This window comes from Nostoc sp. WHI (assembly GCF_015714725.1).
GTDB lineage: Bacteria > Cyanobacteriota > Cyanobacteriia > Cyanobacteriales > Nostocaceae > Nostoc.
Genome location: NZ_WBKM01000033.1, coordinates 1 through 23,174, shown reverse-complemented (window position 1 = coordinate 23,174; position 23,174 = coordinate 1). Strand labels below are relative to the sequence as shown.

The following is a 23,174-nucleotide window of genomic DNA, read 5'->3' as shown; positions in this document are numbered from 1 at the left end:
CTATACGAGAGCCGATGAACGCAGACATATCGGTATACAAAAGGTCATGTACGCAGACATGAGGATATGTACAGTCCTTACTCCCATTCCTTGCTCTCTAGAGAGCAAGGAATGGGAGTAAGGACTGTACATATCCTCATGTCTGCGTACATGACCTTTTGTATACCGATATGTCTGCGTTCATCGGCTCTCGTATAGGTATTAACTGCTCTTGTACATGGATGTGTCTGCGTTCATTAGCTCTCGTATAGGTATCAACTGCTCTTGTACACGGATATGTCTGCGTTCATCGGCTCTCGTATAGGTATCAACTGCTCTTGTACCCGATATGTCTGCGTTCATCGGCTCTCGTATAGGTATCAACTGCTCTTGTATAAGCATCAACTACTTTTATACAGTTATCAGAGTACTTGTATAGTAGTGTTTGCGATCGCTGCAAGGTGGCATTCGGCATTGGGTTTTCTGGTTATGCCTTGCTGATATTTTTCGGCATAACCTTACTTGGTTAAGAGGGTTTGTCTACTGATGGTTTCACTAACTCACCAGCGACAATACGCCGTACCACCTCATCAACCCGCTCGGAAATATTGCCACCTTGCGCTAACCATTCCTTTGTTTGTGGTAGGACTGTTATCGTAATTCTGACTTTGCCTTTGCGTCGTGCGATCGCTCCCAACTCCAAATTTTTCAACGATGCGGGGTTAATTTTTCGTTCTGTCATTTTTCCGATTGTGTGCATAATTGGATGTAAGCATCTCTAGCTTAAGTCCAATCGTGTGCATAATCGGATATTGGGAAAATATTAAATCCTGGGGTGCGATCGCGCTAAAACTGTGGCGAGGTTTTTGGGCTTGGCAGTGGCGAGGTTTTTGGCCGTGGCAGTGGCGAGGTTTTTGGGCGTGGTCACAAACCGGGAGTATGCGGAGGTGACTTTGGGGTAATGTGGCCTGCTGAGAAGTTTGCGGCGTGGGGCGAGGGTTTTTACCACAGGGTAATACAATCGCACCTTTGCGGGGTTATCGCTTGCTGTGGGTGATTTTAGAAGTGTTTGGTGAGTTTTTGGTGATAGGGCTGTGGTTGCGTTATCTCGTGCGGCTGACTATTTTGCCATTTATTCTGTTTGAGGTGGCGTGGTGTGACGTATATATAGACGCACAGTGTTCGGTCGGCGGCGCGGCCATACCCCCTTACAGACCGCCGATTTTTTTTTTGGCTTTTTGCAAGGGTTTCAGCGATTTGAAAGTGCGCGGCTCCCCTCAAAAAATGCCTAAATCGTGTGGAGCCGCGCAAAATCGCTATGTCTTTTTTTTTACTTGATAATTAAATTCTCAGTATTTATATGTAAAAATTGGACTTTCTCATCTGCATCCTGCGATCGCACTCAACCTCCTAAAACAAAACCCCGTGCTACGCGAGGTAATACGGGGTGCGAAATTGGTGTTGTAGGGGATTGGCTGATTGATTGGGTGTTGTGGGGTTAAGGTGGGTTTTAGCGCGGTGTGGGAGTTAGTTAGATTTGGCATTCATCTGACGTTTCAATGCTTTGAATTCTTCTAAACTTCCTACATTTTCCAATTGCCGAACCCTTTCTACTAAATCAGGTCGTTCCCACTGTTTCAGTTGGTCGTAAAGTTGCATTATTAATTTGTGATGTTCGGAGTTGATGAATTTACAGCCTAGTGGCGTTATTGTGTAGAAATTCTTTTTGTTTGATATTTGGTCGTGTGGCGTTAGTTTTTTTCGCATTTCAGCATCAAATTCTCGCCACTCGTTTAATCCCAACAACCTTTTAGTATTTATTTCATGTATGCCAGCTACATTATTTCTGACATCATCGAAAATTAAAGCAGCTAAACCGTCCCACTGCCAAATATCGAAACCGGATTTAAGTTTACTTTGGCAATGGGATAATATTTCTTTCGATGACCCTAAAAGTCTTACCTGTATGAGCTTCTAGGATTTTTTCTTTATTCTCTCGATGACCCTCTTTTAACAATATGACAGACGCAGCGATCACTCACTTATGCCAACACCCAGACTGCGACAAAGCCGGAAATGAGTGCTTTGTCGCGGATAATTCGTCGGACACACCCGATGAATATTTCTGTGCCGAACACTCCCCTAAACACGGTTATTGTTGCTATTGTGGTCAATTCTGGGGCGGTGTGGAAAGTTTCCAATTTGGAGACATCCCTGGTCTTTGCGAGAATTGCTCTGACATTCTCGCTGCGGATCTTGAGACCATTGATGATGATGACTATTAATCCCGTTAACGGGACTCGTTTAGGTTTCGAGTTCCCACCCTCTCTCCAGGGCTGTAGGCTATTTTTGAAGCGTTTGACGGGGTTGTGGTGGCGTGGGGCGTGGGGTCGTTTGTTGCTTTGCCGCTTTCTCGTAACACCCCCACTAATATAGGTCAAATCTGACAAATCCTAAAAGTGTCAGAAAATGACAAATCCGTTTTTTCACATTCAAACGGCTGAAAACTTTACCCTGTAAGCGTTACGGGTGTCACAAACTTTTACTTAGATAAATACTCCAAACCTGATACAAACTAACCATTTTGTACGGATAAAACCACAATTCCCCACTGCGATCGCACTAGGCGGGGTGGTTGTTGAGGTTTAAGGTTGGTTACGCCTTTGCTCAAGGTGCTGTTGATGCAACTCTGGGAAGTTTTCTAAGTCCCCTCTTGTCAATATCCAATATTGGATATATGATATTTAAAGTAACAAGCATTAATTCAGCATGGATACTAAATTTAACGATTTATCTCAAGCTGAGATATTGATTTTAAAGTCATTACAATCAGGACGAAAGCTTTATGGTTTAGAAATTCGTAAAGCGATTGAGAAAACTTTTGGTCGTGCATTTAATTTTTCAACCTTGTATCCAAAGCTAGAGCTTCTTCAGGCTAAAGGTTTTATTGCAGGTGAAGAAAGTAATGACACTCTTCAGAAAGGAACAAACGCTCGCCGCAAGTATTTTAAAATCACAGGCACTGGTTCTCAAGTTCTCAGTGATTGGGAATCTGCATATACAGCAGTTGGTAATTATGGATTACAGGGAGTTTAATAAATGTCTGACATAAATGATAATTTAGATGAGTCAATACCATTTATAAACATTACAGATATTAACGTCTCTTCTTTAGAAAAGTTTAAGCAAAAATTAGAATCCGATGATTTTCAAAAGTACGTAGAGCATGTATTTCTACCAAGCGACGCAATAAACAAAACATTGAAACCTGAAGTTTTTTTAGATAATGGTGTTTTATATGCTAAAGATAAAAAAAAGTTATATAAGTATGAAGGCTTATATTCAAGACAAACAGTTAGAATCATCAGAATTAACTTTCGGTTCCAATTTATTGGATTTGTTGTTCAATAAATTCGCAAGTTTCATAGAAATTACTACACCAAAAACTTGGAATAATATTTCTTTTTATTTTCATGACATTGTAGAAGATCATCGTGAAAATTTAATCCCAGATTGTCGTCGTAAATATGGGATTGAATGGTTAGCTAATTATATTACAATCTGGCGATTACTCCTTTTCTTTGGATATTTCGTTTTTACATTAGTAAAACAAATAATCACTTTTCGCCGTTCATCACTTTGAAATTCGCCGAAATTTAAAAAGTGATGATACTTAAACATTAAAGCTTTTTAAATAGATACTTATAATTTCTTGTTTTCACAGGAAATTATTTTTCTTAATACAAAGGCGATCGCTGTTCAATACTGGATAGCCTACTTTTTGCTGCAATACTGGATAGCCTAATTTTTGCTGCAATACCAGTACAGCTTACTGATGCCTGTGACTTTAATCCTGACAAAAGTCGTCTAGGAACTCTATTTATGAGGCGATTTGATGCTCTTACCCAAAACTCCACTAACTTTTCTGTGAGTGGGAATAACAAACTTGGCAAGGTTGACAAAGTAAGTTTATACACCGGGTGACACTATCAGCAAGAAAAAGGAGGTTAGTGAATTTGCTGAAATCACAAATGCCTACTATATGCCCATTACCAAGAGGTATGACAGTTAAAGCTAGTCTGACGGCCTCAGAAACTACCAGACCAGCATCACAAAACTTATTAAATAAGGAAGTTACAATGGTTAAAACTAACCCTGGACAATCTAATAATACTCTTGCTCGATTACTGGTAAACGTAAAGCTAAATATTGTTATTCCAGCAGGAGTAATACTTAGTTTTTTAGTCTATGGTTTTCAAACTGCTTTTCATCCTCAGCGGCTAGAACAATCTGCCCAAGTTCAACTTCGCCCCTTTGGTCGTGGAGAGTATGAACAGTTGAAAATAGGAATGTCATTAACGGATGTGCGGTCAATCTTGTATCAAGGTACTGAGGTTAACAGCACTGCAACAATGGCTACTTTTGTTTGGAAAAATCCTGATGGATCTGAAATCACTGTAATCTTTGAGCATAACAAGCTCAAAAGTAAAGAACAGTCTGGATTGAAATAAGAAACCTGAGTTAGGCGATCTAGTTTGAACACGATCGCCTTTTCCTCTGTGAAACAATTTTGCTTGAGTGTTAAATAGTGTCCTAATAGGGATTTTGGTTAATTGCAATCAATGAAGCGGAGCCAATTGGCTTCATTCTTGAAGTTTCAATCCCTAATAGGGATTTTATATTTGCTGTGAAAACATCCTACTTTTTATGCTTGTTAAGAATTTTTTCACACTAACCTAGCTTATTTGGTACTAAATTAGTACCAATCCAGTTCTAGATATAAATAAAGTCAGTACTATGATTGTCGTTGTTGGTGGTATCAAAGGCGGATCGGGGAAAAGCGTAACTGCTGCTAATTTAGCAGTTCGGAGGATAGCTGATAGCTATGAGGTGTTGCTAATCGATGGGGATGACCAAGAGACAACTACTCTTTGGGCTTCTACTCGCAGCGAGAATTACCCAATGGCTAGCAAAAAACTTACTTGCATTCAACTTCGCGGTAGGGCGGCTAGAGACGAAGTTTTAAAGTTAGCTCCCCGTTATCAAGATGTAATTATTGATGTGGGGGGAAGAGATACTACTACTCAAAGGGCTGCTTTAACGATCGCTAATCTCATTATTTTACCCATTCCCCCAAGAGGGCCTGATATTTGGACTCTGGATAAAGTTGCACTACTTTTAGAAGATGTGCGAACAGTAAATCCAGAGCTAAAAGCTTGGGCGTTCCTTAATCGTGCTGATGCATCCGGGCGGGATAACGAGGAAGCAATGCAAATTATTGAAGAAACTCCAGGTGTTGAACTAATTCCACCACGATTTGGAGATAGAAAATCCTTCCCCAATGCTCACACGCAGGGTTTAGCTGTGACTGAGATAAAACCACGCGACCAAAAAGCTGTGTTGGAATTAGAAGCACTTTATCAGTACTGTTTTAGTACTAAGATAGTACCAAAAAGATATAAAACAGGTACAAAATGACAATTAGAAAACCGAGTCGCAGTAACACCTCAGAACCAAAGCAGATAGATATTGAACGCGTAATTAATGCTGGTAGTCCACCACCAAAAGCGGATAATCAGGAGGATAGCCCCAAGGAAGTCCGCTTCCAAATGGCTATCCCACCTGAGTTATGCAAGCTCATTGATGATGCTCGGAAGCTTACTAAGACAAGCCGTCGGGCATGGCTGTTAAATGCTGCACAAGAAAAATTGGAGCGGGAAGGAAAGCTGTAGTTATAGCAATCTGCATTTTTAGCAACTTGGCGATCGCTGTGGATGTGTGGATGGTTAGGGTTGAATAACTTTGATTATTACCCCGTTTTTTAAGACGACTCTAATAGTCCCTTGCGGTCTAATTGATCAATAACGCACTGAAAAAATTTGTTCAACAGTTAGATTTAAATCTGGAAATGTTGGCGACTCTATACGGTCGTCTCCTCTAAACTGTTTACCGCGATATTCACCCTCATCACTTAAAAAGTAAATTGTGATTGTTGGCTGTTTGGGGTCGCCTATCAATTCCTTGCTACCCAAAGCAGCATAATCCACAATCCAATATTCTTGAATACCCATTTCTTCATAGTCAGCAAACTTTTTATGATAATCATCTCTCCAGTTAGTACTGACCACTTCAATCACTAATGGAATTGAATTTGGTTTACTAAGGATAGATTGTTTCTCCCATAATGGTTCATTACCCAAGTTAGAGAAATTCATTAATAAAACATCAGGATAGTACCCTGACATTTTATTTTCTGGCTTCACTGTGGCGGTTTTTGGTATACCGTAATAAAGTTTAAGACGAAGACACTCATACCCTAACATCATTGTTAAAAATGCTACTATTTGCTCGTGTTTCCCTGATGGTGGCGGCATTTGAATAATATCTCCATCGTGTAATTCATAACGAATGTTTTCCGGTTGTGTTTCTAAAAACTCTAAATATTCATCAAATGTAAATAGTTTTTGTAGTGATTGAATCATTATTTCATCCTGATTATAGATATAAACACTTCACACTGCTGTAACCTGAAAATTGAGAGTTAACGGGGTGTAGCGGTGAAAGGTGAAAGTAAATCGGCATGGACGCGCCAAAGTACTTACTCTACAAGAGATACAACTAATTTTCAACCAGGGTTTTCAGAACGACCGCGATCGCATAATATTTGGCGTATGTTTATTTAGTGCCTGTAGAATTCGAGAATGCTGTACCCTGTTCACCCAAGACATCTACACACCCAAGGGAAACGTCAGACCCCGGTTGATTATCAGAAAATCAAACACCAAGGGTAAACTTGCAACCCGATCAATCCCAGTGATCGAAGACCTGCGGCGGTTGCTCACTGAATACTACCCACTGGCCGGAGAGATTTATTTGTTCCCCGGTCGCAGTGATGGACATATCAGCGAAGACTCAGCCGCTAGGATTTTGAGAGGAGCTTGCAAACAAGCTGGGATAATCGGCGCGAGTACCCATAGCTTTAGAAGGACGGGACTAACCCAGATGAGTAATGCTGGTATTCCATTGAGAGTTATTCAGGAGATATCAGGGCATCGGAATTTGGAGCAGTTACAGAGATATTTAGAAGTGAGCGATGAGCAGGTATTGGGGGCGGCGGCTAGTTTGGCTATGTTGTCACCTGTGGTTATTAATGGTGTAGAGCTAGACACTAACCAAAAGCTTGAAATTGACGCATATTATCCCTAATAGGGATTTAGGTTAATTGCAATTACAAAAGTCAGTTTTTGTCACACACCGCCCAAAGTTTCAATCCCTAATAGGGATTTAGGTTAATTGCAATTCTAGATCCTCAGCTTTATAGATATTGGGTGCTAGGCGGAAGTTTCAATCCCTAATAGGGATTTAGGTTAATTGCAATTTAAATCAGCCAGTAAGCAGGCCGTAGCCGATGAGTTTCAATCCCTAATAGGGATTTTGGTTAATTGCAATGCGTCCTAAAATGTCGAAGCTTGTAGGAACTTCAGTTTCAATCCCTAATAGGGATTTTGGTTAATTGCAATGACTGCATCTGAAAGCTTTGCTGTATTTGGTTTTCAAGGTTCAAAAGCGCGAATGCAAAAATCATAACACGGCGGTTAGTCATTTGACTAGATGTAAATTGCTGAAAGGCAGTCTACATAAAGTGCGCGGATGATTTAGTAATGCTTTGGCTCTCAAGTTGTTGCATATAGGGCAATTCAGCCATTTTTTACGGATTGTTATTTTGCACACCTACCTAGCCGCGCATTTTGCAAAAAACAAGTCTGATTTCAAACCCTACTACAAAGCATCACCTATTCGGCTTCTAGGAATCCTTTTATTGTTTCAGCCGGAATATTGAAAAGTGGATGGTTAACAAATGTCTTTAATCCTTCCAGTACTCCTGCTTCTAGCGCAGATATCAATCTTGCTTTTAGTGTGGGATTGCGTTTAATTTCTTGATGAATAGCTTCTGTAACTACGTCTGTTGTTGGATTAGTTTGAGCTAGTTGATTGAGAATTTTTTGAATGTCTGCTGCTGCCTCAACCAGATTTTGTTTCTGCTCTGGCGGATAGTTGTTAAAATCGCCTTCAACATTTCCAGCGACTCCGTAGACTGAGGCATGAAAATTTTGCTGTACTTTTGATTGTTCTGCCATAAGTTTAGGGACTTCTGCGAGTTTATCGTTTGCTTGATTAAATAATAAAAAAAGTCGGTTAATTTCTTTATCTTTCTCATCAAGTCTAGCTTGATATTGCGGCTCAAATTCTTTCTTTGCAAATTTATAGCCTTGAAAAAAATCACTATGAAACTGTGTTTTATCTGCCTGCTTCAAGATATTAACTTTAACAAGAACTATATCATCTATAACTTCAATACTTCGGATGGTTAGCTCAGAGCTTTCGTTTTCAATTTGGATTTTTCTAAACGAGTAAGCAAAGGCTTCCCAGTCAACCCCATTGCGAAAAATTAAGTCAAGTGTTTCTAAAGCTTTCTGGAATCGCTTGGTAAACTCCCCTGGTGCAAACTCTCCACTATGTGGACAGCGCTCTTGTTTGTCACTTTTCCTATAAATATATAGGCAATCAATGTCATTCAGCTTGGTAGCAGCGTTGATACTCCAGTCTTCTAAACAAGCACCTGTAAACTTTGCACTTGTAAAATCTGTTCCGAATGCTTGCGTTCTACTCAAGTTTGCTCCACTGAGGTTTGTCCTACTGAGGTTTGTCCCACTGAGGTTGGCCCCACTGAGGTTTGCCCCACTGAGGTCAAGTCCGCTGAGGTCAAGTCTGCTGAGGTTAGCATTGCTGAATTTAGTCTCACTGAGGTTTGCCCCACTCAGGTTAGCATCGCTGAGGTTTGCCCCCATGAGGTCTACCCCCATAAGATTAGCCCCCATAAGGTTAGCCCAGATAAGGTTAGCCGCTCTGAAGTTAGTCCCGATGAGGGTAGCATCGCAGAGGTTAGCCCCCATGAGGTTAGCCGATCTGAAGTCAGTCCCGATGAGGCTAGTCCCGATAAGGTTAGCCCCCATAAGATTAGCCCCAGTGAGTTTTGCCACGTTGAGTTTAGCCGCGCTGAGGTCAGTCACGCTGAGATTTGATTCGATGAGGTCAGCCACGCTGAGGTCAGCCGCGCTGAGGTTAGCCGCGCTGAGGTTAGCCCCATTGAGCTTAGTATGGCTGAGTTTAGCCGCGCTGAGGTCAGCCCCGGTGAGGTCTACATCGCTGAGGTCTACATCGCTGAGGTCAGGAATTTCACCTGGATTTTTTTGTCTCCATTCATTCCAACCTTGTACACCTTCCCTCAGCCGAGCATAATGCTCTTTATTTACCAATTCGGGTTCTCCTTATGTTCGACCCTTAAAATCTTCTAAGGGCATAACTATGGAGATGTCATTTTCAATTAGCCTCATTAAATCTAAGCAGCAGGTTTGGTTGGACTATAGCAGTTGTTGTGGATAGCGTCCACACTGGTGATGCTGTCTCCAGTTGGGAGAAATGTCGGGAAATACTAATTTGACGACATTGGGCTTAAACAGTTGTACAGCAAGTGTTTTTTGCGTATTACACGAGTGAAAAGACATCTCAAAAAATATAACCTTTTTGGGCGATCGCATCCCAGGATTATCATTTAAAATCATTGCCTTAGAAATCACTCTCCACCCTACCTCTTATAACACTCAATCACTAGCCTATTGGTGTGAAATATAGTTCACTATATTTTTGCTAAATCAAGCACTTATTCCGTTTTAATAGTATTTTTACGTATTATCACTGTTATTTTGCATTTATAAAAATTTTATAGTTAATGGGCAAAAATCTTGTATTAAAGTAAAGGAAAGAATATCTATGGCAATACTTATTTACACGACTAAACCTAAAATTCTGTTAAAGGCAATTTACGAAGGAATTAATAATAATGAAATAAAAACGTGGAAATTTGATAAAGAAAAGGATTTTACACACACTCCTGAGCAATGGAAGAATAAAGCTTGGTTGCATCCAAACATTTCGATTACAGGATTGCAGTTTGGGTTGATTGGTGAAGAAAATATCGTGATGACAAAACTTATATACGGTGTGTATCATGGTCGTTTTCTTGAAATGTTATTAACTCATTTTGATGATTACTTCTTAAGAGCCACCATAACGGCAGACAAAATAGACATCGACAATTTTAAAATGACATCACGTTTTGCATCTATCTGCTCTTAAATTTCACCAAACAGTATAAACCTGCCTTAAACTCTTGCCAGCGCAAGGTTCTAAGGCTTTTGAGAGTTTACAAAACCTTTTATTATTCCCATTTCGGGAATAATGAACATTGCTAAATGACATCAAGCCCGTCTGGTACAAGCACTACTAAGTCAATCTCTAAATCAATTTTACGACCGCCACCTTTGCGATTGTCGTAGGGATTTAAATCATGTTTGGCGTTATGGTCGTCAAGTCTGGTTTGATAATTCTCTAAAATTGCCTTGATAGTAGCTGGTTTACTACCCGTGAGAGATTGTATCGCCGTCTGGTTAATATGCCATTTTTGGGCTTTCTCAGTACAAGTATTATTGTGGGTTTCCAAAGCATATATAGCCCGTCTTGCCAGTTCATCGGCTCTACCTGGATGAGTTTTATAACTATCGCTTTTTAAATCTTTTGTTGAGACTGCTGATAAATCTTCAGTAGATTGCTTTGCTTTACCATCTAAGGTTTTTGCATACACCTGACAAGCGCGGCGCACAAAATCAGCAAGTGAAATACCAGACTGTTCGATTGTATTTTTTACAAGCTCCTCAGTTTCAGCATCCAGTTGTATTTGTGAAATATTCATATCGTCAAGAGTGATTTGTTTTTTGGCTGTTTTTACAGTTTCAATTGGTTGTAGTACTTCTGTTTTTTCAGCTTGTTGCGCCTTCCATTCCTTTCTTGCATCGTCGCCTACAGCATCCCATTCTTCAGTAGAAAACGTTAAATATTTCAATGCTAGATGTTGATATCGCTCTATATTATCTTTACCTTTATCAGTGAAATATTGTAAGGAATGTTCTTGAGTATCAGTATCGGGATAAGCTGCTAAAACTGCTTTACGTATCGTTGCTAAAGGATTTTTACGACTGTTCACATTGGCGTAAGAAGTTCTAATTTTCTGAATAACTCCATCTGCAAGTTTTTTAACAGTTCCTTCTTTTTTGGTTTTACTTAATTTTTCAATTAATTCTTGCGCTACATCATCCCAGTTGGACATATACAAAAATCTCTCTAAATCTGTCATCACTATACTAACGCTCTTGTTAGTGCATTGTCAAGAGCTTTTGTACAGATATGTGTTTAAATGCGAGTAAGGGTTTTTGGCTTGATTTCATAACGCTTGTAGGTGTTGATAGTAGCTTCATCGTCATCCCCTAACACCTGCCTAGCAAAGTCTGTAAAGTCGTATGGGTCAACGTTGGCATTTACGATCGCGGCTCTCAGATATGCAGCACGGAACTTATGATAAGTGCGTTCATCGGTTGGAAATATCTCCCATTTTTTGCAAGCTTCGTTCAAGGTTTTACTAAACCGTCTGTTGACCCGTTCGGGGTCTTCAGTTTGTGGGAATCGTTTACCTTTGTCAGCAAGCCACTGCAAGGCATAACAGATGTTTTCAGCAGGTAATAGCGTAGGAATTGTAAAGGTAGCATTCCTAAGAAGTACTGCTTTATCACCCTGTTTCACTTTGCGGGTTTTACCCTTGAGTTGACCTCTGAAATTAACTGTATGAGTATCAACTTTTTCAAATGTAGCTGACAGATGCACTTCACCCATACGGCGGCCTGTTGCAAGTGCAATCGCACAACTTACATCCAGCCAATTAGCATCTTCACCTTTTTTGATATCAGTCAGAATGTTATAAGCATACTTGAGAGAGTTGGTAAGGTCTATTTCGACTCTATTTGTCGGCTTTACACGCTCTTCTACAACTTGTTTGTAAAGTGTGTTTTGACGTTCTTTATAGTTTGAAAATTGGTAACTGAGTGCATCCCCAAAGTGATTAGTAATAGTTAGTACTGGATGATAATGTGCATGGTCTTTTAAATCAGTTTTAGCAGCAAGATGAAGTGCTTTTTTTAAATCGCTAATTTGATTTGTTGCAGTTGAGTATATTTTTTCATCCTCTGGACGGTCGTCAGGATAGGCGGTTTTTAAATTTTTAGCTTCAATTGCTGCTAGTCTCTCCCATCCCAGTAAATTATTCGCACCTTTTTTGCGTTGGGTTAATTTGTAGGGTGCGAGTGCTTCAAACTGTGGCAATAGCCAGGATACACGTTCATCAATATAAGTATTTTTTAATTGGTCGGCAGTTTTCAGTTCCCTGGACATCTTAACTATTCCTTGATTAGTTCAGTAGTATCTATTTAATCAGATAGTAACCAAGGAATGATAATAATGTCAATACAAATCGTTCTGTATAGTCATAATATTTTTGGGCTTATAGGGGTAAAATCACCCACCACAGCCACCCACCCACGACGTAGCAAGGGTTTTAGAATTAACAGGGTAGACGCGCCCACCTAATTTAGAATTCACCCACCTAGCACCAACCTAAAACAGTAAAAAATCCCTCTAATCTTTTTAGAGAAAGGTTTTTAGAGATTATTCATCTTCATTTATATCTGGCTGTGGGTCTTCAAAACCATCTACAGCAGGTGGCAATTCTCCTTTTGGTGAGAGAAGTATTTGAAAGCATTCCTCTTCAGTAATGCCATGTTTTTTAGCAGTGTAGGCGAGTAACTCACGAAAAGCGCCAATATTACGCCGAATATAAAAAGAGGTCACAGAAGCTAAATTAGCCCTAACCGAGCGTTCCATTAGTCTAGAAACTACTAAAAACCAATCTTTATCAAAATCTGATAAGTCGATTGAGCCTATGTTTAATTTAGCCATTTTTCTTTATTTTTTATTAATTCCATAATACACCTGTTTAACACTGGTAATATACATCACCTGTCAAGCTCTCTATATCATCTTTGTTATATGGATATAACACTGCTATGTTATAATAGAGGTTGCAGACGGACTTGAGTCAAACGTAACCAGTTGTTAATTTTAACTCTAGCCTGACTCAATCTAAGTTCAAGTCTGACTCGAAACAGTCTCAAACCTAAAAATATTTAAGAGACATGAACAAAACACAGACCGCGCAGTTAATTGACAGCCAACCGACTGAAATTTTAATAACTCAAGAGATGCTTTCTCTTTATGAAAAGCAATATTCACGTCAAGAGGTGGCTGATGAGATTGGAATTTCAACTAGAACCTTAAGCCGTTATTTAGTTTTTGGAGCGCAGTATATTGTTGACTTGCAGGTTTATTTAGATGATTCCGGTTTTCTCAATCGTCGTCGTTTTGAATCATCACACCTTGAATATTTAAGAGAAATTCATGACTTGACTAGGCAATTTTCTAAAGAAAGAGTAATTTCAATCCTTACTCGTAAATATTCCTCTGTTGAAAACGATTAATAGGAGAAGACAAATAATGCAAGTACGTAACTATTCTAGAAAAACTTCAGTTCCCGCTACTGAAATTATTGAGGTATTACAGAATTCTTTTACTAAAACTAATTGGACTTTGACAAGTGAACTAAAGGATTCTCATACCTCTTTACTTGATCAAACATTCGGTGTTGATAAGTCACAACCACAATTACCAGAATCTAAAGAGCGATTACAGCTACCTGCTAGCGAGTCAGAAGCATCCCAACTACAGACCACATTACCTACTGGTAATTTAGTAGAACATCTGCAAGCACATTCTAGCAAGTTGGCTGCTACTGATGTAGAAGCTTTGCAAGCCACTGTACAAACTTCGATTATTGAAGAAAAAGCACAAATAGCAGCTATCAGGGATTTTCAAAACTATCAAACAACGTATGCAGATACGACTCGCACGTTGGTAGTCAATGATATTTATCAAAAATTAGATACTCGGAATGAAGCGCGTAAGCAGTTTGAGGAACAGCAAAATCAGCTAGCAGCAGAAAAAACTAACACTGAAAAATCATCTGATCTGATGAGTGAAATGTTGGCTATTTTGAAAACTGATCAGTTTAAGAGTGAGTTCCTTATTTCAAAACTTGAACAAATTTAGGTAGGTCGTATGGTAGCAAGAAAAGGTGGTCTAACGGGGTCAAAAAGAGTTAAACAGCAGGATGAAAACTCAGTTGGCGCACGGGCTAAACGTATTGCGGATGACGCGATAGCATCGCTAGGCAACGTCTCTCAAGTTGCTGCAAAAGTTGTAGAGACGACCGCGCAAGCTGGTAAGACTTTAGGGGATATTGCACAAACAATTAAACCTAATGGATATCAGAACGGTTTTCAGTCGTCATCATTGACTCACAAATCAGATGTTTATGGCGGATTAGCATTTCCTGTTCAAGACTTTAGTGGGATGATTCCCAGTGATTTATTAAACCCACAAATTGAACTGCAAGCCACGGATGAACAGCTTACAAGTGGACTAGCGACTTATGCAGGTGCTAGTAGAGCGCAAGAGCTTCTACAGGCTGGATTTAAATACATTCAAGAAGTTGGTCAAACCAGACAGCAGTATCATAAGGCGGAACAGAGTGTTATTCGTGGTGCTACTGAAGGCATTAAAACTCAGCAAGAAATTGTCAATTTTGACATTAGCAATGTCAATCTCGCCACGAGTCAAGAGAAACTTCTACAAGCCGATGAGAAGCTAATTCAAGCGCGAGTCACAACCAAAGCTTATCAAAATGAAACTGAGTTGATGAGACTGTTTTTTGAAGCAAAAGAGCAAAAGAAAAACTCTGAAATTCAACGACTGCAAGCTGAAACACAGAAAATAATTCAAACATATCTCAAAGGGAGAGTACCTGTATGAGTAACCCAATAACACGATGGATCGACACTCAAATAGAGAAAGCTGAGGGTAAAATTCACATTCCTAAATCACAAGAAGACCCTATAGACTGGCATACAACTAAAGATACTTTAGCTGAAAGTGAGAAATACATCGAACAGACTTACACCACAGATACTAAGAAACGTATTCAGATAACAGTGCATGAGGAGTCTTGGGAATAAAATGAGTCAACTTACCCCAATCTCTCTTGTATTGGGGTTATCAGCAGCCGTTATGGTCGCTGTTAGCCCTAATGAAAATGTAAAATTCCTCGGTACCATCGCCACTGGTGTAGGGATAGGTGGTTTTATGTTTTCCCACTGGGATAGTCAGGAAAACAAAAAACAGATTGAAAATCTTCAGAAAACTGTAGACCTACTAGACCGCCAACGACGCAACTCTGAAGATGAAAAGAATAAAACTATTAGAGAATACAATACTCTAAAAATCAAGCTAGATAAGGAATTAGAGCTTGTTAGAGAGGATATGCAACGTCATCAAACAAGTAATAATTCTCTCAAAAGTCGTTTGTCTGATTTAGAGCATGAACTGAAACTAGAGAAGTCGTCATCCCAATCTAAAATCCGTGAGATATCTAATTTCAGTGCTGGTGCGGCTCATCAGATTGTAAGCGAAACTTATAAAACTGAACTGACTAAACTAGGCGGCATGATATCAGGGTATACCAACAATTATCCTGATTTAACAGACTTTTTTGAGAATTTAGAAAGTGAGATAGATAAAGTCAAATCATGGGCTGTAGCTGAGTTAGAAGCCTATAAGGGAGTACAAAATCTACAATCCCTAATTGATGAGGGACTAAGGATACAGCAACGCATTATTAGCAGGTGTAGCGATATCAAAGTTAAGGCACTCTCAACAATAATTAAATATCTAAACGGGTTAGCGGAAGATTCTGTAAAATTCTCAGAATATCAAGATAATATTGCTCAAATTTCAGAACGTGCTAGAGAACATTTGCTTGAGAAAGAGTCTGTCATTCAAAGCATTGCAGAGGAATGGGTTACAGCAAATACTTCTACTACCGAAAGATATTCTAGCGAGTTTAACGAAGTACTTGAAAATGGGAAGCTTTTAGTCAATCGCAATCTAGAGTTAGCTGAAAAAATAGAATCATTAAATCGACCCTACACATGGTCATCACCTACCCGTCAAGACTTACGAATAGGGAATATCATCATTACTTATTTTGAGTGTATGGGCATCATTCTAGACCGCGCTAAAAGCGATTATGATCACTGGCAAGCTAGTCTCAGTTTTCACATTGACCGTAATCCTAGAATCATTGTGGCCAGTGAGTTAGAACCTGAAGGTGTACGCTTGCAACAATTGACCCACACTTTATCGCCAATTAAATTTAGCTGGGATGCGGATGAGGGTTGCATGGTTGCATGGTTACATCTTGCCAAAAAACCAGTTAAACCTATCATTGAAGCCGATGTGAACAAAATCTGGAAAACTGCTGATAAATTTCAGACCATCGTCAAAAGATGGTCACGAGTTCGGGTTACAGGTGGCTCTGAAAGTGGTAAGTCACCTACGGGTGAAAACTTGGCTGTATGTATTCTACTAGCCCGTGGCGGTACGGCAGAATTGTACAATCCACAGCACGACTCAGTAAAAAATCATTGGACAATTCCCATTATGGGAATTTCTCATGAAGACTCACTTATCGGTATCGAATCATTAGCAGCTACGGTAAACCAAAAAACTAACGATCACAGTCAGTTCAAACTCACTGTTTTTGATGAGATAGACTCTACAATAGCCACGGTTGAAAAGAAAAATCAACCTGAAATAGGTAAACAAATCTCCACAATTATCAAGCAACTCTCACACCAAAATCTAGGTGCTGTTTTTATCGGTCAGAACGCGAATGTTCGCCACTACCCAGGTATGGATAGAAGCGATTGGAATAGCGCAGTTAGTGTTCATATCGGTAGTAATGCTTTTGATGCGATCGCCAATACAAACCAACTTCCGAAGGATGAAGTAGACAGACTGAAACTACAAGCTGAAAAGCTCACAGAATTTTGTGCTACCAAAAATCTAGAGTTGGGTTTAGACTTCACCAATCCACAAGCATACAGATTTGCACTGGTTATCGGAGATGGAAAACCCTATTTTATAGAACTCCCTAGCTTCGGAACTTACACCTACGACATGGTAGAGAGTGCCGTAAAATGTCCTAGTTGCGAGTCACACAATCACATCTCCAATGGCTCTAAAGACGGGTTTAAACGACGCAAATGTAAGGATTGTAATCATGTCTTTTCTGTGAATTAAGAGTTGGCTTTTAGTCAGTACTAGCAAGGCTTTGAGGGATTTTAGATTATGACAAAAAGTATCACTCTAATTGTTGGAGAGTTTACACCCGAATATAGCTCTCCTTTTGGAATAGTTTATAAATCTGGTGAGACTTGTTTCATTAGCTCACAAGAGAAAATTAATGTATTAGGTTTGTGGATACGACCTTGTGTGAAGGTTCGTAAGCTTAAGGCAGGTTATTCAGTTTCCCTGGATGCTCAACGGCGTACAGCGTTTATGAATACTGAGGATGAAATGATGGAAGTGGTGAAACAGGAATTAGTAAAAATAATACAAAGTTGCTAGTAAAACAGCAATCCAGTTATATGTATAAATGGACGTTAATAATTAATTCTTAGGTCGGTTCGTATGCATGACTGGATTTGAATTAAACGAAGTTGCGATCGCTTATCTGAATTCTGGTGTGGAAGCATTGTAGGTCAGGTGAGTTTAACCTACTTTTAGTTCAAAGTTTTCTATTTTTTTTTCTCTTGCAGTGATTTTCAGTTTTTCTATAATTTCAAACACTTTTATAACAGTAATCATATTAAACGTGAGTCTGGCAGTATTTATAGTATTTGTCTGTAAAAGAGCTTGAAAGATAGCGTCAAAACCCTCAGCATTGTTTAAAATCTTGTGCATAGAATGTGAATCGAAATCATTACTCGGATTTTCAAAAGAAAATGCAAAACCTAACTCACCTTTATTATCACCAAAACCTATAATAAAATTTTTATGAATATCTCTAACAATTTCTTCAAGAGTAACAGGCGAATTTTTCAAACCTTTTTCTATTTGTTTAAAACTCCAATCTTTTCTTAAGTCATGTAAAATTCTTAGAAAAATTACTTGATTCCAATTGTAAAAAATTGAAGGACGGCGTATAGGTACTACTATTCCTGCATTCTCCCAACTGAGTAATTGTGAACGAGAAAAATTAGAGAGATTTTTTGTCTCTTCAACGCTAAATAGTTCTTTTCGCTTTTGTTTTACTAATTGGTCTACACGCGCCATCTATTTTTTTACCACGATCTCTAAATATATCGTACATTCTCAATTGTATTATTCTTTAAGTCTTTTTTAAAAAATACTTAAAAAGTAGTGGAAGTTGCGTTATATTGGTTGGGACTACTGAGTAAAAACAAAAAACACAAAAGTCATGATTCAGTCAGAGCAAGAGTTAAAGCGTTCCTTCATACCTCTCACGAGTAACAAAGACGGTAAATCACAGTTGACATTCGGAGGTTATAAGCACTCCGTCAACAAATATGACAATCCATACCTCAGAATTGTGTTCTCGTGTCTTGATGTCACCCACCAAAACCCCAAAAACATTGGTATAAACGCATCCTACAGTTATAGCGAGTCTAATCTTTTAGGAAAACTGCTGAAAACAATGGGATACGTCCACAAAATCGAAACGGTGATAGTCGATGAAACCGATGAGTTCGGATATAAAGTCGATGAAAACTTAAATGATATCTATGACTTTCTCGATAGTCAGCGCGGACTTCTTTTCAAAGGTAGTCTGTTTCAGAAACCAGACAAAGTATTTTACGAGCTAGACGTGCTAACTCTAGAACAAATACTTGATAAACAAGGTAATCAAAAAAGAGCGTATGAAGCTGTAGACGGTCTATCAGGCGACCAACTGACAGTAGACATAGAAGCTGGTGGAGATATCAGCGTAAATTAACAAATCTCACAATAAAAACGGTTGCGATACGAACTACGCAACCGTAAAAACAAAAACACAAATTTGTTTATTATGTCAGAAAATCAAAATTTTGAATTAAAAGACGACATTGACGACGATGATGAGTTTGGCGGTGCAACAATATCAATCGAGATGTTACGCGCTCACTGCAATGTTAGCATAGCCGCAACCGAAGTAGACCAATTAATTAAGGCAGTTGCTACACCTGCTAAAGTCGTTGAAAAACAGCGTGATAAACAGGAAACTAAAGATAAACTACTAAAATTACCACGCGATTGGGACTGGATAGCTACAGATGCCGAATACATACCCGTCACTAACAGCCCTACACAGCCGTTTACATCATCAATTTACAGCGCAGGTAACACGCGAGAATATCTACATCCTGAATGCATAATCAACAAAAATCCTTATGCCTCTCAAGACTTGCGTCGTAAGCTCAAAGTATTGAACGAACTACAATCCCTACGAGCATTTAAATCACCGTTCGTAATGCTCGATTTTCTAAAAGACGTTTATGGTATTCAGTGGCGTGAACAATCAGGTGAAAAAAGACATCATGTTAAAACGCTGAAAATATTTATGTTTTTCAGCTTTAAGGACTTGCAGTTTTTATTTGCGAAAGATGCCGATTTTCTATACTACTGTCTGAGTTGTTTGGAGAGAATACGACGCATCACAACTAAATTTAACAAACCTATCTCACTACCCTACGAGATTTATTTACCAACTACAAAGGGGATGAAGTGGCACTCGCTGAGTCTAGAAATACTTGATATTTCAGCAATGCAGGGTAACAAACCACTAAAAGTATATTTGCAGAATGTTGGTTTAGAGGATAATTCAAAAGATTTGTGGAATTGGGAAAAAGACGGGGATGCTTACAATTTTTTGATGAATCACACTAAAAAATATTTGCAATATACACGGGGGGATGTAAATCAACTCATAGAAGTATACAAACGTACTATCGGTAAATATAATGAAATTGCTGAAACTATAGGTGTAGAAGGCGATTGCGAGAATTGGGGAATGTCTACCGGGAAAATAACCGCGTCAATGACAAGTTGTTTTATTGGTGGTAGAGAAAATATAATGTTGCCAGTACGCACCAATTCAAGAGATCCCATAGACATGAAGCCTTTGTACTGGTATACCCGTCTAGCTAGTCCTGAATGTCTAAAGAATTTATCACACTTCGTTGGGAATAAAGCATTACTTTATTTAGCAATGACAGACGGTGGGCGTTGCGTCAAAGAACGTTCTACAGTGGACTTTCTAGACGGTGTGCTTTGTGATATTGACATCGATGGAGCCTATGGAAACGGATTAAAAAATCAAATATTTCCTGTAGGTAATCCATCAATAATGTTTAATGCGATTAATTTTAAAGATTGGGAAAAAGAATATAGTAAACGGTTAATACCTGGATTGTGGCTAGCTCGGATTTCTTGGAAGGATGCACCCTTTGATCAAGATTTATTTTTATCAAAAATACCTAAAGTATTTCTAGCGTGGGATTGGTATCAACAGCATTTTTCAGAAAATCACAGTGATGCAAATCAGCAATACGATGCAACCATGTATTTAGGAACTCGTGAACTGCACATGGCTGCATTCACACATGATTTTTACCAAGTTCTTTTGAAATGCACTTCTAATCAAGAATTGGCTTGGATACGCGAAAATGCAATGATTGAAGCATTTGCTTACTATGACAAAGATGATGAAATACCCCAAGTAATTCCAGAAATGTTAGAGATGAGGTCTGTTAAAGAGCTACACACTTGTGGAATTAAGTGGTCTACCAAGTGGGTGCGAATAGAACTCGAAGAGATGATAGGCGTTTTAATTGAAAATCGCGGTAATCATAAAAGTATCATCAAAAAATATAATACTCTTTACGGCAAAAAGAATAAAAAAGCAGAATTGGAAGATGTACCAAATTTAGAAGTAGTGGACGGTGTTGAGTACTCAAAAACAGACTTTTTATATAGAAATTCGATTCAAGAATTTCTTAAATTAATTATAAATACCACTTATGGCTGTATCGCAAGTACTTATTTCTCTGGTGAAGGCACGGGAATTAGTAATTATATTGTGGGAAATAATATCACCGCTCGGTGCAGAGCGTTGGCGTGGACTATGGCTAAAGGACTTTATAGCCTAATGTCGATTACAGACGGTGGCGTATTTGACGTTAATACAGTTGCGTTCTATCTGCGAAAATCATTAGATATTTTTGCAAAACTTGGATACGCGATTTTTCATAAAGACCGTCACGAAGTTATTCAAATAAAACCTTTGTACGACCGGATAATTCCCAAAACTCAAGAAATGTTCGATATTAAAAAAGATATCCACATAAAAGCCTGGGAACACCTAAAAACTGAATTTGCCGAACTGGATATTTTTAAGTACGACCAATATAGTTTTGAAGTGAAAAATATTTATACACAATGCACTATAAGAAACAAGTCTGACTACGAACTCTACAACGAACTGCTACCGCGTAATAAAGATAATCCTGTGTACAAAGTAAGAGGGTTATCGCAAAAAGACGGTGATGGCATAGCTGCTCTAATTTTCGATGATGTCAGAAATAATGTAGCTGGCATACATGAAATAAATACTAAAAGGTTGTTGGGATTAAACGAGTGGCGAGAATTTGATGCTGAAATGCGAAAAAAACTAACGCCACACGACCAAATATCAAACAAAAAGAATTTCTACACAATAACGCCACTAGGCTGTAAATTCATCAACTCCGAACATCACAAATTAATAATGCAACTTTACGACCAACTGAAACAGTGGGAACGACCTGATTTAGTAGAAAGGGTTCGGCAATTGGAAAATGTAGGAAGTTTAGAAGAATTCAAAGCATTGAAACGTCAGATGAATGCCAAATCTAACTAACTCCCACACCGCGCTAAAACCCACCTTAACCCCACAACACCCAATCAATCAGCCAATCCCCTACAACACCAATTTCGCACCCCGTATTACCTCGCGTAGCACGGGGTTTTGTTTTAGGAGGTTGAGTGCGATCGCAGGATGCAGATGAGAAAGTCCAATTTTTACATATAAATACTGAGAATTTAATTATCAAGTAAAAAAAAAGACATAGCGATTTTGCGCGGCTCCACACGATTTAGGCATTTTTTGAGGGGAGCCGCGCACTTTCAAATCGCTGAAACCCTTGCAAAAAGCCAAAAAAAAAATCGGCGGTCTGTAAGGGGGTATGGCCGCGCCGCCGACCGAACACTGTGCGTCTATATATACGTCACACCACGCCACCTCAAACAGAATAAATGGCAAAATAGTCAGCCGCACGAGATAACGCAACCACAGCCCTATCACCAAAAACTCACCAAACACTTCTAAAATCACCCACAGCAAGCGATAACCCCGCAAAGGTGCGATTGTATTACCCTGTGGTAAAAACCCTCGCCCCACGCCGCAAACTTCTCAGCAGGCCACATTACCCCAAAGTCACCTCCGCATACTCCCGGTTTGTGACCACGCCCAAAAACCTCGCCACTGCCACGGCCAAAAACCTCGCCACTGCCAAGCCCAAAAACCTCGCCACAGTTTTAGCGCGATCGCACCCCAGGATTTAATATTTTCCCAATATCCGATTATGCACACGATTGGACTTAAGCTAGAGATGCTTACATCCAATTATGCACACAATCGGAAAAATGACAGAACGAAAAATTAACCCCGCATCGTTGAAAAATTTGGAGTTGGGAGCGATCGCACGACGCAAAGGCAAAGTCAGAATTACGATAACAGTCCTACCACAAACAAAGGAATGGTTAGCGCAAGGTGGCAATATTTCCGAGCGGGTTGATGAGGTGGTACGGCGTATTGTCGCTGGTGAGTTAGTGAAACCATCAGTAGACAAACCCTCTTAACCAAGTAAGGTTATGCCGAAAAATATCAGCAAGGCATAACCAGAAAACCCAATGCCGAATGCCACCTTGCAGCGATCGCAAACACTACTATACAAGTACTCTGATAACTGTATAAAAGTAGTTGATGCTTATACAAGAGCAGTTGATACCTATACGAGAGCCGATGAACGCAGACATATCGGGTACAAGAGCAGTTGATACCTATACGAGAGCCGATGAACGCAGACATATCCGTGTACAAGAGCAGTTGATACCTATACGAGAGCTAATGAACGCAGACACATCCATGTACAAGAGCAGTTAATACCTATACGAGAGCCGATGAACGCAGACATATC

The 23,174-nt window shown here is 39.3% G+C and carries 33 protein-coding genes; 19 read left to right on the top strand and 14 right to left on the bottom strand.

From position 1 onward, the window contains the following. Positions 1–307 precede the first annotated feature (307 nt). Together F8S12_RS03350 and F8S12_RS03345 are read right to left on the bottom strand one after the other, a co-directional pair. Positions 308–454 (bottom strand): hypothetical protein, encoded by a 147-nt coding sequence (locus F8S12_RS03350; RefSeq protein ID WP_196514769.1) that lies wholly within the window; start codon positions 452–454, stop codon positions 308–310. 51 nt (positions 455–505) lie between these two features. Continuing rightward, on the bottom strand, positions 506–721 hold the full coding sequence (locus tag F8S12_RS03345) for a hypothetical protein (RefSeq protein ID WP_196514770.1): 216 nt from the start codon (positions 719–721) through the stop codon (positions 506–508). 53 nt (positions 722–774) lie between these two features. On the opposite strand from F8S12_RS03345, the gene F8S12_RS03340 reads away from it, so the two are divergent. Next, entirely contained in the window at positions 775–930 is a 156-nt protein-coding gene (locus F8S12_RS03340; protein ID WP_196514771.1) for a hypothetical protein, read from the top strand. 36 nt (positions 931–966) lie between these two features. After that, positions 967–1,317 (top strand): hypothetical protein, encoded by a 351-nt coding sequence (locus F8S12_RS03335; RefSeq protein WP_196514772.1) that lies wholly within the window; start codon positions 967–969, stop codon positions 1,315–1,317. A gap of 189 nt (positions 1,318–1,506) precedes the next feature. Here F8S12_RS03335 and F8S12_RS03330 read toward each other — a convergent pair whose 3' ends face one another. Beyond that, positions 1,507–1,782 carry a hypothetical protein gene (locus tag F8S12_RS03330; protein ID WP_196514795.1) on the bottom strand — a complete coding sequence of 92 codons (276 nt, stop codon included), beginning with the start codon at positions 1,780–1,782 and terminating at the stop codon, positions 1,507–1,509. 239 nt (positions 1,783–2,021) lie between these two features. Further along, on the bottom strand, positions 2,022–2,420 hold the full coding sequence (locus F8S12_RS03325; RefSeq protein ID WP_196514794.1) for a hypothetical protein: 399 nt from the start codon (positions 2,418–2,420) through the stop codon (positions 2,022–2,024). 328 nt (positions 2,421–2,748) lie between these two features. Here F8S12_RS03325 and F8S12_RS03320 point away from each other — a divergent pair, with 328 nt between their 5' ends. Next, positions 2,749–3,075 carry a PadR family transcriptional regulator gene (locus F8S12_RS03320; RefSeq protein ID WP_196514793.1) on the top strand — a complete coding sequence of 109 codons (327 nt, stop codon included), beginning with the start codon at positions 2,749–2,751 and terminating at the stop codon, positions 3,073–3,075. A 3-nt stretch (positions 3,076–3,078) separates the two neighbouring features. Further along, complete coding sequence (locus F8S12_RS03315) at positions 3,079–3,390, top strand: hypothetical protein (protein ID WP_196514792.1); 312 nt, start codon at positions 3,079–3,081, stop codon at positions 3,388–3,390. A 326-nt stretch (positions 3,391–3,716) separates the two neighbouring features. Here the strand turns inward: F8S12_RS03315 and F8S12_RS03310 are convergent, their stop codons facing one another. Further along, a complete protein-coding gene (locus F8S12_RS03310; protein WP_230967756.1) occupies positions 3,717–3,941 on the bottom strand; it encodes a hypothetical protein in 225 nt (74 codons plus the stop codon). Positions 3,942–4,010: 69 nt separating this feature from the next. On the opposite strand from F8S12_RS03310, the gene F8S12_RS40200 reads away from it, so the two are divergent. The 3 genes from F8S12_RS40200 (at position 4,011) to F8S12_RS03295 (ending at position 5,711) form a co-directional block, all read left to right on the top strand. Further along, on the top strand, positions 4,011–4,490 hold the full coding sequence (locus F8S12_RS40200; RefSeq protein WP_230967755.1) for a hypothetical protein: 480 nt from the start codon (positions 4,011–4,013) through the stop codon (positions 4,488–4,490). 286 nt (positions 4,491–4,776) lie between these two features. Further along, positions 4,777–5,457, top strand: coding sequence for an AAA family ATPase (locus F8S12_RS03300; protein WP_196514790.1), 681 nt, complete (start codon positions 4,777–4,779; stop codon positions 5,455–5,457). Next, positions 5,454–5,711: a hypothetical protein gene (locus tag F8S12_RS03295; RefSeq protein ID WP_196514789.1), complete on the top strand. Its 258-nt coding sequence runs from the start codon at positions 5,454–5,456 to the stop codon at positions 5,709–5,711. The genes F8S12_RS03300 and F8S12_RS03295 overlap by 4 nt, the downstream gene beginning before the upstream one ends. A gap of 126 nt (positions 5,712–5,837) precedes the next feature. Here the strand turns inward: F8S12_RS03295 and F8S12_RS03290 are convergent, their stop codons facing one another. After that, on the bottom strand, positions 5,838–6,461 hold the full coding sequence (locus tag F8S12_RS03290) for a Uma2 family endonuclease (RefSeq protein WP_196514788.1): 624 nt from the start codon (positions 6,459–6,461) through the stop codon (positions 5,838–5,840). Positions 6,462–6,543: 82 nt separating this feature from the next. Here F8S12_RS03290 and F8S12_RS03285 point away from each other — a divergent pair, with 82 nt between their 5' ends. Then, on the top strand, positions 6,544–7,185 hold the full coding sequence (locus F8S12_RS03285) for a tyrosine-type recombinase/integrase (RefSeq protein ID WP_442946782.1): 642 nt from the start codon (positions 6,544–6,546) through the stop codon (positions 7,183–7,185). Between the two features lie 587 nt (positions 7,186–7,772). On the opposite strand, the gene F8S12_RS03280 is transcribed toward F8S12_RS03285, so the two are convergent. Together F8S12_RS03280 and F8S12_RS03275 are read right to left on the bottom strand one after the other, a co-directional pair. Beyond that, positions 7,773–9,296, bottom strand: a complete 1,524-nt coding sequence (locus F8S12_RS03280; protein WP_196514787.1) for a pentapeptide repeat-containing protein — start codon at positions 9,294–9,296, stop codon at positions 7,773–7,775. Positions 9,297–9,401: 105 nt separating this feature from the next. Further along, positions 9,402–9,617: a hypothetical protein gene (locus tag F8S12_RS03275; RefSeq protein WP_196514786.1), complete on the bottom strand. Its 216-nt coding sequence runs from the start codon at positions 9,615–9,617 to the stop codon at positions 9,402–9,404. A 193-nt stretch (positions 9,618–9,810) separates the two neighbouring features. Here F8S12_RS03275 and F8S12_RS03270 point away from each other — a divergent pair, with 193 nt between their 5' ends. Then, positions 9,811–10,176, top strand: coding sequence for a hypothetical protein (locus F8S12_RS03270; protein WP_196514785.1), 366 nt, complete (start codon positions 9,811–9,813; stop codon positions 10,174–10,176). Between the two features lie 112 nt (positions 10,177–10,288). On the opposite strand, the gene F8S12_RS03265 is transcribed toward F8S12_RS03270, so the two are convergent. From F8S12_RS03265 to F8S12_RS03255, 3 genes are all read right to left on the bottom strand, one after another. Continuing rightward, on the bottom strand, positions 10,289–11,203 hold the full coding sequence (locus F8S12_RS03265; RefSeq protein WP_196514784.1) for a hypothetical protein: 915 nt from the start codon (positions 11,201–11,203) through the stop codon (positions 10,289–10,291). Between the two features lie 83 nt (positions 11,204–11,286). After that, positions 11,287–12,318: a protelomerase family protein gene (locus F8S12_RS03260; protein ID WP_196514783.1), complete on the bottom strand. Its 1,032-nt coding sequence runs from the start codon at positions 12,316–12,318 to the stop codon at positions 11,287–11,289. 273 nt (positions 12,319–12,591) lie between these two features. Then, a complete protein-coding gene (locus tag F8S12_RS03255) occupies positions 12,592–12,882 on the bottom strand; it encodes a hypothetical protein (RefSeq protein ID WP_196514782.1) in 291 nt (96 codons plus the stop codon). 236 nt (positions 12,883–13,118) lie between these two features. Here F8S12_RS03255 and F8S12_RS03250 point away from each other — a divergent pair, with 236 nt between their 5' ends. Genes F8S12_RS03250 through F8S12_RS03225 form a run of 6 tightly spaced genes read left to right on the top strand, consistent with a single transcriptional unit; the run spans position 13,119 to position 17,505 of the window. Continuing rightward, positions 13,119–13,460, top strand: a complete 342-nt coding sequence (locus tag F8S12_RS03250; RefSeq protein WP_196514781.1) for a hypothetical protein — start codon at positions 13,119–13,121, stop codon at positions 13,458–13,460. A gap of 16 nt (positions 13,461–13,476) precedes the next feature. Beyond that, on the top strand, positions 13,477–14,088 hold the full coding sequence (locus tag F8S12_RS03245; protein WP_196514780.1) for a hypothetical protein: 612 nt from the start codon (positions 13,477–13,479) through the stop codon (positions 14,086–14,088). A 9-nt stretch (positions 14,089–14,097) separates the two neighbouring features. Then, positions 14,098–14,850: a hypothetical protein gene (locus F8S12_RS03240; protein ID WP_196514779.1), complete on the top strand. Its 753-nt coding sequence runs from the start codon at positions 14,098–14,100 to the stop codon at positions 14,848–14,850. Beyond that, complete coding sequence (locus F8S12_RS03235) at positions 14,847–15,053, top strand: hypothetical protein (RefSeq protein ID WP_196514778.1); 207 nt, start codon at positions 14,847–14,849, stop codon at positions 15,051–15,053. The genes F8S12_RS03240 and F8S12_RS03235 overlap by 4 nt, the downstream gene beginning before the upstream one ends. A 1-nt stretch (position 15,054) precedes the next feature. Further along, a complete protein-coding gene (locus F8S12_RS03230) occupies positions 15,055–17,178 on the top strand; it encodes a hypothetical protein (protein ID WP_196514777.1) in 2,124 nt (707 codons plus the stop codon). Positions 17,179–17,226: 48 nt separating this feature from the next. After that, a complete protein-coding gene (locus F8S12_RS03225; protein ID WP_196514776.1) occupies positions 17,227–17,505 on the top strand; it encodes a hypothetical protein in 279 nt (92 codons plus the stop codon). A gap of 144 nt (positions 17,506–17,649) precedes the next feature. On the opposite strand, the gene F8S12_RS03220 is transcribed toward F8S12_RS03225, so the two are convergent. After that, on the bottom strand, positions 17,650–18,213 hold the full coding sequence (locus F8S12_RS03220) for a hypothetical protein (RefSeq protein WP_196514775.1): 564 nt from the start codon (positions 18,211–18,213) through the stop codon (positions 17,650–17,652). Positions 18,214–18,358: 145 nt separating this feature from the next. Here F8S12_RS03220 and F8S12_RS03215 point away from each other — a divergent pair, with 145 nt between their 5' ends. After that, the gene (locus F8S12_RS03215) at positions 18,359–18,895 is read left to right on the top strand and encodes a hypothetical protein (RefSeq protein WP_196514774.1); all 537 of its coding nucleotides are present in this window, start codon (positions 18,359–18,361) and stop codon (positions 18,893–18,895) included. 72 nt (positions 18,896–18,967) lie between these two features. Then, positions 18,968–21,835: a hypothetical protein gene (locus tag F8S12_RS03210; protein WP_196514773.1), complete on the top strand. Its 2,868-nt coding sequence runs from the start codon at positions 18,968–18,970 to the stop codon at positions 21,833–21,835. Positions 21,836–22,024: 189 nt separating this feature from the next. On the opposite strand, the gene F8S12_RS03205 is transcribed toward F8S12_RS03210, so the two are convergent. After that, the gene (locus F8S12_RS03205) at positions 22,025–22,375 is read right to left on the bottom strand and encodes a hypothetical protein (RefSeq protein WP_196514772.1); all 351 of its coding nucleotides are present in this window, start codon (positions 22,373–22,375) and stop codon (positions 22,025–22,027) included. A gap of 36 nt (positions 22,376–22,411) precedes the next feature. After that, positions 22,412–22,567: a hypothetical protein gene (locus F8S12_RS03200; RefSeq protein ID WP_196514771.1), complete on the bottom strand. Its 156-nt coding sequence runs from the start codon at positions 22,565–22,567 to the stop codon at positions 22,412–22,414. A gap of 53 nt (positions 22,568–22,620) precedes the next feature. Between F8S12_RS03200 and F8S12_RS03195 the strand changes: the two genes are divergently transcribed. Both F8S12_RS03195 and F8S12_RS03190 read left to right on the top strand, forming a co-directional pair. Further along, positions 22,621–22,836 (top strand): hypothetical protein, encoded by a 216-nt coding sequence (locus F8S12_RS03195; protein WP_196514770.1) that lies wholly within the window; start codon positions 22,621–22,623, stop codon positions 22,834–22,836. Positions 22,837–22,887: 51 nt separating this feature from the next. After that, on the top strand, positions 22,888–23,034 hold the full coding sequence (locus tag F8S12_RS03190) for a hypothetical protein (protein WP_196514769.1): 147 nt from the start codon (positions 22,888–22,890) through the stop codon (positions 23,032–23,034). Positions 23,035–23,174 lie beyond the last annotated feature (140 nt).

Bases quoted from the DNA above. Each gene is read 5' to 3' on its own strand.
- F8S12_RS03240 (WP_196514779.1), top strand. From the start codon at position 14,098: ATGGTAGCAAGAAAAGGTGGTCTAACGGGGTCAAAAAGAGTTAAACAG.
- F8S12_RS03220 (WP_196514775.1), bottom strand. From the start codon at position 18,213: ATGGCGCGTGTAGACCAATTAGTAAAACAAAAGCGAAAAGAACTATTT.
- F8S12_RS03290 (WP_196514788.1), bottom strand. From the start codon at position 6,461: ATGATTCAATCACTACAAAAACTATTTACATTTGATGAATATTTAGAG.
- F8S12_RS03195 (WP_196514770.1), top strand. From the start codon at position 22,621: ATGACAGAACGAAAAATTAACCCCGCATCGTTGAAAAATTTGGAGTTG.
- F8S12_RS03265 (WP_196514784.1), bottom strand. From the start codon at position 11,203: ATGTCCAACTGGGATGATGTAGCGCAAGAATTAATTGAAAAATTAAGT.
- F8S12_RS03235 (WP_196514778.1), top strand. From the start codon at position 14,847: ATGAGTAACCCAATAACACGATGGATCGACACTCAAATAGAGAAAGCT.
- F8S12_RS03245 (WP_196514780.1), top strand. From the start codon at position 13,477: ATGCAAGTACGTAACTATTCTAGAAAAACTTCAGTTCCCGCTACTGAA.
- F8S12_RS03270 (WP_196514785.1), top strand. From the start codon at position 9,811: ATGGCAATACTTATTTACACGACTAAACCTAAAATTCTGTTAAAGGCA.
- F8S12_RS03350 (WP_196514769.1), bottom strand. From the start codon at position 454: ATGCCGAATGCCACCTTGCAGCGATCGCAAACACTACTATACAAGTAC.
- F8S12_RS03345 (WP_196514770.1), bottom strand. From the start codon at position 721: ATGACAGAACGAAAAATTAACCCCGCATCGTTGAAAAATTTGGAGTTG.
- F8S12_RS03215 (WP_196514774.1), top strand. From the start codon at position 18,359: ATGATTCAGTCAGAGCAAGAGTTAAAGCGTTCCTTCATACCTCTCACG.
- F8S12_RS03190 (WP_196514769.1), top strand. From the start codon at position 22,888: ATGCCGAATGCCACCTTGCAGCGATCGCAAACACTACTATACAAGTAC.
- F8S12_RS03260 (WP_196514783.1), bottom strand. From the start codon at position 12,318: ATGTCCAGGGAACTGAAAACTGCCGACCAATTAAAAAATACTTATATT.
- F8S12_RS03210 (WP_196514773.1), top strand. From the start codon at position 18,968: ATGTCAGAAAATCAAAATTTTGAATTAAAAGACGACATTGACGACGAT.
- F8S12_RS03315 (WP_196514792.1), top strand. From the start codon at position 3,079: ATGTCTGACATAAATGATAATTTAGATGAGTCAATACCATTTATAAAC.
- F8S12_RS03320 (WP_196514793.1), top strand. From the start codon at position 2,749: ATGGATACTAAATTTAACGATTTATCTCAAGCTGAGATATTGATTTTA.
- F8S12_RS40200 (WP_230967755.1), top strand. From the start codon at position 4,011: ATGCCTACTATATGCCCATTACCAAGAGGTATGACAGTTAAAGCTAGT.
- F8S12_RS03225 (WP_196514776.1), top strand. From the start codon at position 17,227: ATGACAAAAAGTATCACTCTAATTGTTGGAGAGTTTACACCCGAATAT.
- F8S12_RS03255 (WP_196514782.1), bottom strand. From the start codon at position 12,882: ATGGCTAAATTAAACATAGGCTCAATCGACTTATCAGATTTTGATAAA.
- F8S12_RS03250 (WP_196514781.1), top strand. From the start codon at position 13,119: ATGAACAAAACACAGACCGCGCAGTTAATTGACAGCCAACCGACTGAA.
- F8S12_RS03230 (WP_196514777.1), top strand. From the start codon at position 15,055: ATGAGTCAACTTACCCCAATCTCTCTTGTATTGGGGTTATCAGCAGCC.
- F8S12_RS03295 (WP_196514789.1), top strand. From the start codon at position 5,454: ATGACAATTAGAAAACCGAGTCGCAGTAACACCTCAGAACCAAAGCAG.
- F8S12_RS03300 (WP_196514790.1), top strand. From the start codon at position 4,777: ATGATTGTCGTTGTTGGTGGTATCAAAGGCGGATCGGGGAAAAGCGTA.